This is a genomic window from Pseudomonas sp. FW305-3-2-15-C-LB1, assembly GCF_058787615.1.
Map to the genome: position 1 here is coordinate 118,321 of NZ_JBYSZX010000010.1, position 14,357 is coordinate 132,677.

The 14,357-nt window shown below is 61.6% G+C and carries 10 protein-coding genes; 4 read left to right on the forward strand and 6 right to left on the reverse strand.

All coding sequences use genetic code 11. The features are described from left to right. Positions 1–3 precede the first annotated feature (3 nt). Genes AC3WP7_RS19900 through mfd form a run of 3 tightly spaced genes read right to left on the reverse strand, consistent with a single transcriptional unit; the run spans position 4 to position 6,731 of the window. Positions 4–2,694: a DEAD/DEAH box helicase gene (locus AC3WP7_RS19900; protein WP_102593048.1), complete on the reverse strand. Its 2,691-nt coding sequence runs from the start codon at positions 2,692–2,694 to the stop codon at positions 4–6. Between the two features lie 9 nt (positions 2,695–2,703). Next, positions 2,704–3,270 (reverse strand): CsiV family protein, encoded by a 567-nt coding sequence (locus tag AC3WP7_RS19905; protein WP_102593047.1) that lies wholly within the window; start codon positions 3,268–3,270, stop codon positions 2,704–2,706. 11 nt (positions 3,271–3,281) lie between these two features. Then, positions 3,282–6,731 (reverse strand): transcription-repair coupling factor, encoded by a 3,450-nt coding sequence (mfd, locus tag AC3WP7_RS19910; protein ID WP_102593046.1) that lies wholly within the window; start codon positions 6,729–6,731, stop codon positions 3,282–3,284. Positions 6,732–7,071: 340 nt separating this feature from the next. Here mfd and AC3WP7_RS19915 point away from each other — a divergent pair, with 340 nt between their 5' ends. Then, entirely contained in the window at positions 7,072–8,535 is a 1,464-nt protein-coding gene (locus AC3WP7_RS19915) for a glyceraldehyde-3-phosphate dehydrogenase (RefSeq protein WP_071489016.1), read from the forward strand. Positions 8,536–8,706: 171 nt separating this feature from the next. Here the strand turns inward: AC3WP7_RS19915 and AC3WP7_RS19920 are convergent, their stop codons facing one another. After that, the gene (locus tag AC3WP7_RS19920; protein ID WP_093126203.1) at positions 8,707–9,228 is read right to left on the reverse strand and encodes a chalcone isomerase family protein; all 522 of its coding nucleotides are present in this window, start codon (positions 9,226–9,228) and stop codon (positions 8,707–8,709) included. Positions 9,229–9,488: 260 nt separating this feature from the next. Between AC3WP7_RS19920 and sthA the strand changes: the two genes are divergently transcribed. Beyond that, positions 9,489–10,883, forward strand: coding sequence for a Si-specific NAD(P)(+) transhydrogenase (sthA, locus tag AC3WP7_RS19925; protein WP_016975273.1), 1,395 nt, complete (start codon positions 9,489–9,491; stop codon positions 10,881–10,883). A 42-nt stretch (positions 10,884–10,925) separates the two neighbouring features. Here the strand turns inward: sthA and AC3WP7_RS19930 are convergent, their stop codons facing one another. Both AC3WP7_RS19930 and AC3WP7_RS19935 read right to left on the reverse strand, forming a co-directional pair. Beyond that, positions 10,926–11,648 carry a glycerophosphodiester phosphodiesterase gene (locus AC3WP7_RS19930; RefSeq protein ID WP_016975274.1) on the reverse strand — a complete coding sequence of 241 codons (723 nt, stop codon included), beginning with the start codon at positions 11,646–11,648 and terminating at the stop codon, positions 10,926–10,928. A gap of 43 nt (positions 11,649–11,691) precedes the next feature. After that, positions 11,692–12,276: a PilZ domain-containing protein gene (locus tag AC3WP7_RS19935; RefSeq protein ID WP_071489018.1), complete on the reverse strand. Its 585-nt coding sequence runs from the start codon at positions 12,274–12,276 to the stop codon at positions 11,692–11,694. A gap of 94 nt (positions 12,277–12,370) precedes the next feature. Between AC3WP7_RS19935 and AC3WP7_RS19940 the strand changes: the two genes are divergently transcribed. Then, positions 12,371–13,621, forward strand: a complete 1,251-nt coding sequence (locus AC3WP7_RS19940; RefSeq protein ID WP_102593045.1) for a lipoprotein-releasing ABC transporter permease subunit — start codon at positions 12,371–12,373, stop codon at positions 13,619–13,621. Positions 13,622–13,628: 7 nt separating this feature from the next. Further along, on the forward strand, positions 13,629–14,312 hold the full coding sequence (gene lolD / locus AC3WP7_RS19945) for a lipoprotein-releasing ABC transporter ATP-binding protein LolD (protein ID WP_017477213.1): 684 nt from the start codon (positions 13,629–13,631) through the stop codon (positions 14,310–14,312). Positions 14,313–14,357 lie beyond the last annotated feature (45 nt).

Genomic DNA, 14,357 nt, shown 5'->3' on the forward strand with positions numbered 1-14,357 from the left:
CTGTCAGCGCTTTTCCTGTTTGTTGGGCAACGGCGCAAACAGCGCTTCTATATCCTCGTTGCCCAACTGCCAATCCCCGGTCGTACGGCCATCCAGCACACCTGCCGCCAGGTCGGACTTTTCCTTTTGCAGGTGCTGGATTTTTTCCTCCACCGTGCCCCGGGCAATCATCTTGTAGACGAACACCGGCTTCTCCTGGCCGATGCGATACGCACGGTCAGTCGCCTGGTTCTCCGTCGCCGGGTTCCACCAGGGGTCGTAGTGGATCACCGTGTCGGCTTCGGTCAGGTTCAAGCCCACACCGCCGGCCTTCAGGCTGATCAGGAAAATCTGCAGTTTGCCGCTCTGGAAATCCTTCACCGGCGTGCGCCGGTCCCGCGTCTGGCCGGTCAACAAGGCGTAGGCAACACCACGCTTTTTCAGCTCGACTTCGATCAGGCTCAACATTGAGGTGAACTGGGAAAACAGCAGGATCCGCCGACCTTCCTCAAACAACTCCTCAAGCATTTCCATCAAGCTATCGAGCTTGCCCGAGCTGCTGCCACGGGCGGGCAGGGTGGCGTCGTTGACCAGGCGCAGGTCGCAGCACACCTGGCGCAGCTTGAGCAGCGCCTCAAGAATGATGATCTGGCTGCGTGCCACGCCCTTGCGGGTGATCTCGTCGCGGACCTTCTTGTCCATGGCCAGGCGCATGGTTTCGTACACGTCACGCTGGGCCTCGTTGAGGTCGACCCAATGGATGATCTCGGTCTTGGGCGGCAGCTCAGTGGCCACCTGTTCCTTGGTGCGGCGCAACAGGAAGGGTTTGATCCGACCGTTGAGGTGCTGCAGTCGTACGTCGCTGGCGCGCTTTTCGATGGGCACGCGGTAATCGCGGTTGAAGCTTTTTACGTCACCCAGCCAGCCCGGCAGCAGGAAGTGGAACAACGACCACAGCTCACCCAGGTGGTTTTCCAGTGGCGTACCGCTCAGGCACAGGCGCTGCCGCGCATTCAGTTCGCGTGCCGCCTGGGCCGCCTTGCTGGACGGGTTCTTGATGTACTGGGCTTCATCGAGGATCAGTACATGCAGGGGCAGGGCCTTGAGCTGGTCGATGTCCTTGGGTAGCAGTGCATAGGTGGTCAGCAGCAGGTCATAGTCCTGCAGGTTCGCGAAATGTTTCTTGCGGGCTGCGCCATACAACGCCACCACTTTGAGTTGCGGCGTGAAGTGCGCCGCTTCGTCCAGCCAGTTGGGAATCAGGCTGGTGGGCATCACCACCATGCAGGGGCGATCCAGGCGCCCGGCGTTCTTTTCAGTGAGAATATGCGCCAGGGTCTGCAGGGTCTTGCCCAGGCCCATGTCATCCGCAAGTATCCCGCCCACATCAAGCTGGCGCAGCGACTGCATCCAGCTCAAGCCTTCCAGTTGATATGGACGCAGGGTCGCGTTCAGCCCTTCGGGCGCCACGCAGGTGAAATCCTTGATGTCCCGCAGGCGTTGGGCGAAGTTGCGGATCTTTTCGCCGCCTTCCCACTGCAGCGGCAGGTCTTCCAGCGGGTTAAGGCGGATTGCATCAGCCTTGGCCAGGCGCAGCGTGGTGGTGCCGGCTTCCTGTAGATAAAACTCACCGAGGGTGGCCAGCACCGGTTTCAGTCGGCCATAGGGCAACGCCACTTGTATGGGGCCGTGGCCATTGGGCAGGCCAGGGATATTCACCAGGATCAGCTCATCATCGCGACGCCGCGCCAGCTTCTCCGGGTTGAGGATCTCGGTGTGGGAGCGCATCAGGTTCAGCAGGATCGGCAACAGGCTCAGTCGCTCGCCGTTGACGATGATCCCCAGCTCCAGATCGAACCAATCACGCTCCGGACCTTCATCTACCGTGGCGTACCAGTCATCGACGGCGCTCAGGTCGAAGCCGAAATCATCATCGATCAGCAGCTCCCAGCCTTCGGCCCGCAAGGTCGGCGTGGCATTGAGGGTGAAGGTCAGCCAGGCACTGTCATTGACCATCTCGAACAGTTCCCCGGCGCTCTCAGGCAGGGCTTTGCTCTGGCGCGTAGCGATCTTGAAGCCCAGCAGGCGCAGTTGCTCGCGGTACGGCTGTTCCAGCTCGGGATGGCGCTTGATGCGCAGGCTCTGGGTGTCCTGGCGCACGATGATGTCAGTGTTTTTCTGCCCGCTGACATAGTTGCCCAAATAGTTGAACGACAGCGCCGCCCTGTGCTGGATATAGCGCTGCATCTTGCCGTTGCGTGGTTCGAACGCGCTGAACTCCACGCTGGCCATCCACAGGCGCGGCACCGGCACCACATCCTCCATGACCACCTGCGGCAACACCGCGCGGTTTTCCAGGACTGCCTGGAGTTTTTCCAGCAGTTCTGCGTCCTGGGCGGCAGCGGGGAAGGCCAGGGTTTCCTGGACCTTGAGCAATACCGCCGCGATGTGTTTGCAGTTGGTGCGCACCGGGCAAGTGCAGCGGCTGTCCACCAGGATCAACGTGCCTTTGGCCGATTCGCGCAGCGAAATGGTCTGCCGGTAGACGTTGCCGCCTGAGCCTTCGCAACTGGCGATGATGGTGCTGTCGCCGGATTCGACGATGCGCACCCGGTTCTCCAGGGCATAACGCCGCCCGCGCTCAAGGCTCTGCTCTTTAAAGCGATTGGCCCACGAAGGGGCCAGGGGTTTGGTCAGCGACGACGTCAGGGGCATGGCGATGGATCAGTCCTGCAGGTCGGGCGGTGGTGCGCTGGGGGGCTTGGCGGTCAGCGAGGTGATCTTGATCAGCAACGCCAGGTGGCCGCCGTCCAGGTAGTTGAGCTGGTTGTTCTTGGTGCGCACGTCGGTCTGGCTCAGGTGTTCGCTGGCGATCACGCTGCCGTTGGCGTCGAACTGGTTGATCCAGAAGTTCGCATCGATATCGGTAAAACGCCCCAGTTGCAGGCTCAGCACGCCCTCGATGGGGAACTGGCCGAACTGCTCCTGGCCGTCCGTGATGGCGACCTTGACCGGCTGCTCGCCCAGGTTCTGTTCCCAGGCCTTATGCAGCAGCACCGTGTAGGTGGAGTCGGCGCGCAGCTTATCGACAATGTTGGACAGGCGCGGCGGGCTCAGCCGGTCGCCCAGGCGCGCGGCGCCAGCATCCCAGTTTTCCGGGGCGGCGCGGCTGTTGATCACCGGTTCGGCGTTCTGGCGCACCAGGATCATTTCCACCTGGTACGGGCTGTCGGCGAACGCCGCAGGTGCCGCGACCACCAACAACAGGCTCAACATGCGGAACAGGGGCATTCGGGCGTCCTTCAAGCAGATTTCGGGATGAGGCGCTCGAACAGCGCCTCCAAGGTGTTAAAGCGTTCTTCGGCGCGTTCCATCGGCACCATGAACTTGAACAGCGTAGCCCCTTCGAACTTGTAGCGGTTGGGCTGGCCCTGGATCAGCTTGATCAGCACCAATGGGTCCACGGGGGTCTGCGCCTCGAATTCGATGCGCCCGCCCTGCGGCCCGGCGTCGACCTTCTTGATCCCCAGTTGCTCGGCCTGCAATTTGAGCAGGGTCAGTCGCACCAGGTTCTTGGTCGGCTCGGGCAACAGGCCGAAGCGGTCGATCATCTCCACCTGCAGGTCCTTGAGGCCTTCTTCGTCGGTGGCCGAGGCGATGCGTTTGTACAGGATCAGCCGTGCGTGCACATCCGGCAGGTAGTCCTCGGGAATCAACGCAGGCAAGCGCAGGTTGATCTCCGGACCGCCGCCCAATGGTTGATCGAGGTTCGGTTGCTCACCCTTGCGGATGGCTTTCACCGCACGCTCAAGCATTTCCATATACAGGGTGAAACCCACCGCCTGGATCTGCCCGCTCTGGCCATCGCCCAGCAGTTCGCCGGCGCCACGGATTTCCAGGTCGTTGGTGGCCAGCACAAAACCGGCGCCCAGGTCCTGGGTGTTGGCGATCGCTTCCAGGCGTTTTTCCGCATCGCCGGTGATTTGCTGGCGCGGTGGCGTCAGCAGATAGGCATAGGCCTGGTGGTGGCTGCGTCCGACGCGGCCGCGTAACTGGTGAAGCTGTGCCAGGCCGAACTTGTCGGCGCGCTCGATGATGATGGTGTTGGCGCTCGGCACGTCGATCCCGGTCTCGATGATGGTCGAGGCGATCAGCACGTTGAAGCGCTTGTGGTAGAAGTCGCTCATCACTTGCTCGAGTTCGCGCTCGCGCATCTGCCCATGGCCGATGGCGATACGCGCCTCCGGCACCAGCTCGGCCAGGTCGGCGGCGCATTTCTCGATGGTTTTCACATCGTTGTGCAGGTAATAAACCTGCCCGCCGCGCAGCAGTTCGCGCAGCAGCGCTTCCTTGACCGTGCTTTTGTTCTGCTCCATCACGAAGGTGCGCACCGACAGGCGACGTGCCGGCGGCGTGGCGATGATCGACAGGTCGCGCATGCCGGACACCGCCATGTTCAGCGTACGCGGAATCGGCGTGGCGGTGAGGGTGAGGATGTCGACTTCGCTGCGCAGGGCCTTGAGCTGTTCTTTCTGGCGCACACCAAAGCGGTGTTCTTCGTCGATGATCACCAGCCCCAGGTTCTTGATCTTCACGTCATCCGACAGCAGCTTGTGCGTGCCGATCACGATGTCGATCTTGCCTTCGGCCAGGTCGGCGACGGCAGCATTCACTTCCTTGGCTGATTTGAAGCGGCTCATCACTTCGACGGTCACCGGCCAATCGGCAAAGCGGTCGCGGAAGCTGTTGTAGTGCTGTTGGGCGAGCAGGGTGGTGGGCACCAGGATCGCCACCTGTTTGCCGCCATGCACTGCGATGAAGGCGGCGCGCATCGCCACTTCGGTCTTGCCGAAGCCCACGTCGCCGCAGACCAGGCGGTCCATCGGCTTGGGCGCGAGCATGTCGGCGCGCACCGCTTCGATGGTGGTTTGCTGGTCTGGGGTTTCTTCAAAGGCGAAGCCGGCGCTGAAGGTGGCGTAGTCAGCTTTCGGGTCGGCGAACGCATAACCCTCGCGGGCAGCGCGGCGGGCGTAGATGTCGAGCAGCTCGGCGGCGACGTCGCGCACCTGTTCGGCGGCCTTGCGCTTGGCTTTCTGCCAGGTCTCGGAGCCCAGGCGGTGCAACGGCGCCAGGGCGTCGTCGCTGCCGGTATAGCGGGCGATCAGGTGCAGGTTGGCCACCGGCACGTAGAGCTTGGCGCCCTCGGCGTATTCCATGGTGAGGAATTCGGCGGCCTGGTTGTCGATCTCCAGGGTCTGCAGGCCCAGGTAACGGCCGACACCATGGTCGATATGCACCACCGGCGCGCCTTCGCGCAGCTCGGTCAGGTTCTTGATCACCGCGTCGTTGTTGGCGTCGGCGCGTTTTTCACGGCGGCGGCGCTGCATCACGCGTTGGCCGAACAGCGGGCTTTCGGCAATCAATGCCAAGGCTGGATCGTCCAGCAGCAGGCCTTCGTCCAGTGGCGCGATGGTAATCGCCAGGCGGTCTTTGCTCGCCACAAAATCCGGCCAGCTGTCGACGGTTTTCGGGCGCAGCTTCAGGCGTTCCAGCAGCTCCAGCAGCACCTCTCGGCGACCAGCGGATTCGGCGGTGAACAGCACACGGCCCGGGAAGTCACCGAGGAAGTTGGACAGCGCTTCCAACGGTTGCGTGGCTTTGGCCTGGATTGCCAGGTCCGGCAGCATTGCTGCCGGGAAGCGCTCGCGGCCGGCGCCTTTTTCCACATCCTGCTGGCTGGCGACCACGCGTGGCCAGTTTTTCAGGCGGGCGAAGCAGTCTTCTACCGGCAGGAACAACTCGGCGGGCGGCAATAAAGGACGCGATGGATCGACGCGGCGCTCTTCGTAGCGGTTGCGCACATCGTTCCAGAAGTTTTCCGCCGCTTGTTCGATACCGGGCAGCGAGAACACCTGGGTGTCTTGTGGCAGGTAGTCGAACAGGGTGGAGGTTTCGTCGAAGAACAGCGGCAGGTAGTACTCGATACCGGCCGGGGTAATCCCGCTGCTCAGGTCCTGGAAGATCGGGCAGCGGCGGAAGTCCACGTCGAAGCGTTCACGAAAGCGCGCCTTGAAGCGGGTGACCGCGTCTTTTTGCAGCGGGAATTCCCGTGCCGGCAGCAGCTTGATCGAGTCTACTTTGTCGATGGAGCGCTGGTTCTCCGGGTCGAAGGTGCGCAGGGTTTCGATTTCGTCATCGAACAGGTCGATGCGATAGGGCAGTTTGCTGCCCATCGGGAACAGGTCGATCAACGCACCGCGCACCGCGAACTCACCGTGCTCGTATACCGTATCGACGCAACGATAGCCGCTGGCTTCCAGGCGCGTGCGCATCTGCTCCACATCGAGCTTCTGGCCGACATCCAGCACCAGGCTGCTGCCCAGCAGGAACTTGGTCGGCGCCAGGCGATGCAGTGCCGTGGTGATCGGCACCACCAGCACGCCGTGGGCCAGTTCCGGCAGGCGGTACAGGCTGGCGATGCGCTGGGAGATGATGTCCTGGTGCGGCGAGAACAGGTCGTAGGGCAAGGTTTCCCAGTCGGGGAAATGCAGCACCGGCAAATCGGGGGCGAAGAAGCTCAGCTCCTGCTCCAACCGTTCGGCGCTTTGGCTGTCGGCGGTGAGCAGCAGGGTAAAGCGCTTGGCTGCGCTGGCAGCCTCGGCGATGGCCAGGCTCAGGGCGGCACCGGGCAGGTTGCCCCAATGCTGTTTACCTGCCTCGGCAGGGAGTAGCGGTAGACGCAGAACGGGCACGGAAGGTTGAGCTCCAAGCGTTGCGACAAAGTCGGTAATTGTAACGGCCCAAGGTGCCGCCTGTCAGTTTCTGACTGAGCCTATTACGGTTTGCGGGAAATGTAGTGGCTAAGACAAACAATGGCGCGTTTTGACTCAATATGTAGTGCCGAAATACGCGATTGTTTAGGAGGGTTACGGACAAGTTGGCCTGCTCTCCCAACTGGTGGCCTTCTGGAACCCGCGTATTTACTGGGCTGTAGCGGGGCGGTATTTTTTGGCAAGGGGTTTTTGTTGTGGCGCGCGCATTGCTCCGAGGGCGGTCGGGCGGCATAATGTAGCCCCTTTTTTCAGCCCCTACATGTGGAAGGTTCCCGTGACTCAGAAGCCCGACCAGTGTCTTGGTGAATGGATCGACCGTGAAGCACTCGCAGAAGCGATGATCCCGCTTATCGGTCAGCTGTACCGCAATAACAATGTGGTGAGCTCGATCTATGGCCGCAGCCTGATCAACCAGTCCGTCATCGCGATTCTCAAAGCGCACCGCTTTGCACGCCATCGCTCTGCGGACGACAGCGAACTCTCCGTCCACGAAACATTCCCACTGCTTAAAGCCATGAGCGAGCTCAAGCTCGGCGCGGCCTCGGTAGACCTGGGCAAGCTGGCCTACAAATTCCGCAAGGAAGGCGCCGGCCGTACCGCCGAGCAGTTCGTGCGTGAAGAAATGGCCGATGTGGTTGGCCAGCAAAATGCCGCGGCCCGCAAAGGCACCGACGTGGTGCTGTACGGCTTCGGTCGTATCGGCCGCCTGCTGGCACGCATCCTGATCGAAAAAACCGGTGGCGGCGACGGCCTGCGCCTGCGTGCCATCGTGGTGCGCAAGGGCGCCGAGAACGACCTGACCAAGCGTGCAAGCCTGCTGCGTCGCGATTCGGTACACGGTCCGTTCAACGGCACCATCGTCATCGATGAAGAAAACAACACCATCACCGCCAACGGTAACCTGATCCAGGTGATCTACGCGAAGAACCCGTCCGAGGTGGATTACACCCAGTACGGCATCAAGGACGCCCTGCTGGTGGACAACACCGGTGTATGGCGTGACGCCGAGGGCCTGGGCCAGCACCTGGCCTGCCCGGGTATCGACCGCGTTGTGCTGACCGCGCCTGGCAAGGGCAAGCTGAAGAACATCGTTCACGGCATCAACCACGCTGACATCACCGCTGACGACAAGATCGTGTCCGCCGCGTCCTGCACCACCAACGCCATCGTGCCGGTGCTGAAGGCGGTGAATGACAAGTTCGGCATCGTCAACGGCCACGTCGAGACGGTTCACTCGTACACCAACGACCAGAACCTGATCGACAACTTCCACAAGGGCGATCGCCGTGGCCGTAGCGCCGCGTTGAACATGGTGATCACCGAGACAGGTGCTGCCACCGCTGCAGCCAAGGCCCTGCCTGAGCTGGCCGGCAAGCTGACCGGTAACGCGATCCGCGTGCCGACGCCGAACGTGTCCATGGCCATCCTCAACCTGAACCTTGAGAAAGCCGCCACCCGTGAAGAGATGAACGAGTACCTGCGCTACATGGCGCTGCACTCGGACCTGCACAAGCAGATCGACTTCGTCAACTCGCAGGAAGTGGTCTCCACCGACTTCGTAGGCTCGCGCCACGCCGGTGTGGTGGACGCCGAGGCGACCATTACCCAGGACAACCGCGTTGTCCTGTACGTGTGGTACGACAACGAGTTCGGCTACAGCTGCCAGGTGGTTCGCGTGATGGAAGACATGGCTGGGGTCAACCCGCCTGCGTTCCCGCGTTAAGCATTTGCGTTGAATGAAAAGCCCCGACTGGTTCGGGGCTTTTTTGTGGCTGGAAGGGCCTCATCGGGGGCAAGCCCCCTCCCACATTTAAACCGCATTCCTGCAGGGTGAATGCGGTCCAGTGTGGGAGGGGGCTTGCCCCGATGACGTCAGTCCAGACAATACACGCCTTCATTCCAGCAACCTCTCCGACAAGCCCTTGGGCGCTAACCAGATCCCCAGGTAAGCCTTCGCCAGCTCATTGTCGCTGCTGCTGAATAACACTTCGCCATTGATTTCCAGGTCCAAGCCGCGTCCGGGTCGAAAATCCAGTGCGTAGCGATCACCGCTATGGATGTTGCGAAAGACGGCATGCAGTTTGTCCACTTCGGATTTCAAGCGGTCGCTGATGTGCTGGCGCGCCAGTGTGGTGTTGGCGGCCTTGATCACGTCGTTGCGGTCGATGTCGCGAAAGTAATACAGCGTCAGGCGCAGTGCTGCCTGTTGGTCCCAGGCCTGCTTGGCGTTCAAATCCGGCGGGGCGTACAGCGCGGCCGCATACACATCCGCCCAGAGGTACGTGAGCACCGTCTGGTTTTTCAGCACCAATGCCTGGGAGTGTGTCGGAAAGTCGGCTTGCCTGAGTCGATTCGGCTCATTGGCCTGTGCGGCGATCGACAACATCAGCATTAAACCGAAAACCAGATGCCGCATAATGGCGCGTCCCGAAAAGATCCGTGGCTACAGGTTAATTCATTTTCCGGCAGCGACAGGGTTCAGGGATAATCTGCGCTGTGTAGTAAAGGCATTGCTGGCCTACGACGCGACCAAGGGTTAATGTTCGCGGCGTTGAGCCTTATATAGACTGTGCCCCGGTTCACACACTTGAGCCAAATTGTCCTTCATGACCGCTGGCCGCGGCATGATTTAGCCAGGCGTCCAACCGTACGCCTGGCCTGTTCTGAGGAGTACGCATGGCTGTCTACAACTACGACGTGGTGGTACTGGGTTCCGGCCCGGCTGGAGAAGGTGCGGCGATGAACGCTGCCAAAGCTGGGCGCAAGGTGGCGATGGTCGATAGCCGTCGCCAGGTCGGCGGTAACTGCACCCACCTGGGTACCATCCCGTCCAAGGCGTTGCGTCACTCCGTGCGCCAGATCATGCAATTCAACACCAACCCGATGTTCCGGGCCATTGGTGAACCACGCTGGTTCTCGTTCCCGGACGTGCTGAAAAGCGCCGAGAAAGTCATCTCCAAGCAAGTCGCGTCGCGTACCGGCTACTACGCCCGTAACCGCGTCGACCTGTTCTTCGGCACCGGCAGCTTTGCCGACGAGCAAACCATCGAAGTGGTCTGCCCCAACGGCGTGGTCGAAAAGCTGGTGGCCAAGCACATCATCATCGCCACCGGTTCGCGCCCGTATCGCCCGGCGGACATCGATTTCCACCACCCGCGTATCTACGATAGCGACACCATCCTGAGCCTGGGCCACACCCCGCGCAAACTGATCATCTACGGCGCCGGCGTGATCGGCTGTGAATACGCGTCGATCTTCAGCGGCCTGGGCGTACTGGTGGAGCTGGTGGACAACCGCGACCAGTTGCTGAGCTTCCTCGACTCGGAAATCTCCCAGGCGTTGAGCTACCACTTCAGCAACAACAACATCACTGTGCGCCACAACGAAGAGTACGAGCGCGTCGAAGGCCTGGACAACGGCGTGATCCTGCACCTCAAGTCCGGCAAGAAGATCAAGGCCGACGCCTTGCTGTGGTGCAACGGCCGTACCGGCAACACCGACAAGCTGGGCATGGAAAACATCGGGGTCAAGGTCAACAGCCGTGGCCAGATCGAAGTGGACGAGAACTACCGCACCTGCGTGGCGAACATCTACGGTGCCGGTGACGTGATCGGCTGGCCGAGCCTGGCCAGTGCCGCCCATGACCAGGGCCGTTCGGCGGCAGGCAGCATTGTCGACAATGGCAGTTGGCGCTACGTGAACGACGTGCCGACCGGGATCTACACCATTCCCGAGATCAGCTCGATCGGCAAGAACGAACACGAACTGACCAAGGCCAAGGTGCCTTACGAAGTGGGCAAGGCGTTCTTCAAGAGCATGGCGCGTGCGCAGATCGCCGGCGAGCCGCAAGGCATGCTGAAGATTCTGTTTCACCGTGAAACCCTTGAGGTACTCGGCGTGCATTGCTTCGGCTACCAGGCGTCGGAGATCGTGCACATCGGCCAGGCGATCATGAACCAGCCGGGCGAGCTCAATACCCTCAAGTACTTCGTCAACACCACGTTCAACTACCCGACCATGGCCGAAGCCTATCGGGTAGCGGCCTACGACGGCCTCAACCGGCTTTTTTGAGCGGCTCCGGCCGGTGGCCTGAGCCGGCCGGGGAGACCGATTTCAGTAATTCCCGAGGGTGGCAGTGGCCAAACCGGGAAAGTCTGTAATCAGGCTATCTACGCCGAAGTCGGCGAGCCTGCGCATCAGCGCGGGTTCGTTGACCGTCCACACGGACACGTGCAAGCCCTGGCGCTGGGCTTTTTCCAGTCGCTCAGGGGTGCACAGCGTCCAGTTCAACGCCAGGATCTCACAGCCATAGTTCTGCGCGACCTTCAGCGGGTCGAGCCAGGCGTATTCGGCAACCAGGCCGCGTGACAGGTCCGGGGTGAGCTCAACCGCAGCTTTCAACACTTCCCGCGAACTTGAGGTGACGGTGACTTTGTCCATCAGGCCAAAGCGCACGGCCATTTCACGGATCGCCAGCACAGTCGTTGCGGCGCGGGTGCGCGAGGCGCTTTTGACTTCCAGTTGCCAGTGATCGAAGTCGCATTTCTCGAACAGCTCTTCCAGGCGTGGGATCGGGCAGGGCTTGACCCAGCCCGGGCCGCCTTTGCGCGCATCCATCTTCACCAGGTCGGCCGCCGAATACTCGACGACTTTGCCGCGCCGGTCGGCGGTGCGCTTGAGGGTCGGGTCGTGGATGACCATCAACTCGCCGTCCATGGACAGGTGCAAGTCCAGTTCGCAGCGGCGTACGCCGTGCTTGAGGCATTCCTGGAAGCTGGTCAGGGTGTTTTCCGGTGCTTCGCCTTTGGCACCGCGGTGGCCGTAAATCAGGGTCACAGTTGCTCCTATGCGCCAGGTCTGCTGGCGGGGTAATACGAATTCAGGTGTCCTGGGCGTCGCTCTGTTCCCGCGCCAGGCGCCGTTCCTGCGCCTGTTTCTGCAGGATATAGCGCGCCAGCAATTGGCGTTGGGCGTCGGTCATGGCTTCGAATTCCGTGCCCACGTCAAAACCTGTGCCCTTGGGATCGCAATGGGTGACGCGGGCGCGCAGCAGCAGGCCAAGCGCCTGGGGCATCAGCACCAGCTTGACCGCCAGGTGCGCACCGGGCGACAGGGGCGTGGGGTGTTGGAAGTCGATACCGCCTTCGGAAATGATCACCGGCTGCGGCGCGCCGACTTCATCCAGCAGGCCGCGCGCCATGATCTGGCTGAGCAGGTCCAGGCGTTTGTTCTGTACTTTGAGGAAGGCGGCCAGGCTGCGATCTTTCTCATTGATCTGGCGCAAAAGGTGCTGGGCCTCGAATTCGCTCAGGTGCAGTTCGCTGAGCAGATTGAACAGCGGCGAATCATCCAGCAACACTTCCTTGCTCGCCGCCTCGGGGGCAGACAGGCTTTTGATTTGGAGTGCGATCATGTCGGCGATACGGTAGTATTCGCGGCGCTCTTCTTCATCTAATGTCGACATGGCGAACCCCAAGTAGCGTTAATGGTCTGAGTGTAAAGCTGCTTACCAGACCCCGCCACCGGGACGTCTTCTTTTCCTCCGAACAAGCCCCGACATGTTCAGACCTCTCTTCGTATTTATCGGCACGCGTTATACCCGTGCAAAGCGTCGCAATCATTTTGTGTCGTTCATTTCCTTGACCTCGATGATCGGGCTCGCCTTGGGCGTGGTCGTGATGATCGTGGTGCTGTCGGTGATGAATGGCTTCGATCATGAGATGCGCACCCGCGTGCTGGGCATGGTGCCCCACGCCACCATCGAGGGCGATGCGCCCATCAGCGACTGGCAAAGCCTGGCCGCCAAGGTCAAGCAGAACCCCAAGGTACTGGCCGTTGCGCCGTTTACCCAGATGCAAGGGTTGCTGACCAACGACGGCAAGGTGCAGAAGATCCTGCTCAATGGCATCGACCCGGCCCAGGAACGTAATGTGTCGATCATCGACAAGTTCATGTTGTCGGGCAAACTCGATGACCTGGCGCCCGGCGAGTTCGGCATCGTGATCGGCGACAAGGCGGCGGCCAAGCTGGGCGTGGGCCTGGGCTACAAATTGACCTTCGTCGCGCCGGAAGTCACCGTGACCCCGGCCGGCATGTTCCCGCGCATGAAGCGCTTTACCGTGGTGGGCACCTTCCACGTCGGCGCCGGCGAGATCGACGGCTACCTCGGCCTGACCAACCTTACCGACCTGGCCCGCCTGCACCGCTGGCAGCCGGACCAGGTGCAGGGCCTGCGCCTGAAGTTCAACGACCTGTTCGACGCACCGCGCACCTCGTGGGAAATCGCCCAGCATTTGGGCGACAGCCAGTACTACGCCCGCGACTGGACGCGTACCCACGGCAACCTCTACCAGGCCATCCGCATGGAAAAAGCCATGATCGGCCTGCTGTTGCTGCTGATCGTCGCCGTGGCCGCCTTCAATATCATCTCCACGCTGGTGATGGTGGTGAACGACAAGAAGGGCGATATCGCCATCCTGCGCACACTCGGTGCCACGCCGGGGCAGATCATGGCGATCTTCATGGTGCAGGGCACCGTGATCGGCGTGGTCGGCACTTTGATCGGCACGGCGGTCGGCATTCTGGCCGCGCTGAACGTGAGTGCCGCCATCGCCGGCCTCGAAACCCTGATCGGTCACAAGTTTCTCAACGCCGACGTCTACTTCATCGACTACTTGCCGTCCCAGGTGCAGGCCCAGGACGTGTTGATGGTAGGCGGCGCGGCGTTGGTCCTGAGTTTCCTTGCCACCCTGTATCCAGCCTGGCGCGCGGCGCGTACCCAGCCAGCACAGGCCTTACGTTATGAGTGAATCGGGCATGAGTGAAAAAGCAATCCTGAGCTGCCGCAACCTGGGCAAATCCTATGAGGAAGGTCCGGAGTCGGTGGTGGTGTTGTCCAACCTGCAACTTGAGCTGCACCCGGGCGAGCGCGTGGCTATCGTCGGCAGTTCCGGTTCCGGCAAAAGTACCTTGCTGAACCTGCTGGGCGGCCTGGATACGCCGTCCCAGGGCAGCGTATGGCTGGCCGGTGAAGAACTCTCGGCCCTCGGCGAAAAGGCCCGTGGCCAACTGCGCAACCGTTCGCTCGGTTTTGTGTACCAGTTCCACCACCTGTTGCCGGAATTCACCGCCCTGGAAAACGTGTGCATGCCGCTGCTGATCGGCAAGACCGCGATCCCGGAAGCCCGCCAGCGCGCCAAGGCTCTGCTGGAGCGCGTCGGCCTCGGTCATCGCCTGGAGCACAAGCCGGCCGAACTGTCCGGCGGCGAGCGCCAGCGTGTGGCAATCGCCCGTGCCCTGGTGAACAACCCGGGCCTGGTGATGCTCGACGAGCCTACCGGCAACCTTGACTCCCACACGGCCCAGGGCATCAAGGACTTGATGCTGGAACTGAGCACCCAGATGCGCACTGCGTTCCTGGTGGTGACCCATGACATGAGCATGGCCCGCCAGATGGACCGCGTGCTGCACCTGCAGGAAGGTCACCTGGTCGCCATCTGACCCGTTTCAAGCCCGGTGCTTCATGCGCCGGGCTTTTTCATTTTT

Coding starts and splice junctions, on each gene's coding strand:
- AC3WP7_RS19900 (WP_102593048.1), bottom strand. CDS start 2,694: ATGCCCCTGACGTCGTCGCTGACCAAACCCCTGGCCCCTTCGTGGGCC.
- AC3WP7_RS19905 (WP_102593047.1), bottom strand. CDS start 3,270: ATGCCCCTGTTCCGCATGTTGAGCCTGTTGTTGGTGGTCGCGGCACCT.
- AC3WP7_RS19915 (WP_071489016.1), top strand. CDS start 7,072: ATGTGGAAGGTTCCCGTGACTCAGAAGCCCGACCAGTGTCTTGGTGAA.
- AC3WP7_RS19920 (WP_093126203.1), bottom strand. CDS start 9,228: ATGCGGCATCTGGTTTTCGGTTTAATGCTGATGTTGTCGATCGCCGCA.
- sthA (WP_016975273.1), top strand. CDS start 9,489: ATGGCTGTCTACAACTACGACGTGGTGGTACTGGGTTCCGGCCCGGCT.
- AC3WP7_RS19935 (WP_071489018.1), bottom strand. CDS start 12,276: ATGTCGACATTAGATGAAGAAGAGCGCCGCGAATACTACCGTATCGCC.
- AC3WP7_RS19940 (WP_102593045.1), top strand. CDS start 12,371: ATGTTCAGACCTCTCTTCGTATTTATCGGCACGCGTTATACCCGTGCA.
- lolD (WP_017477213.1), top strand. CDS start 13,629: ATGAGTGAAAAAGCAATCCTGAGCTGCCGCAACCTGGGCAAATCCTAT.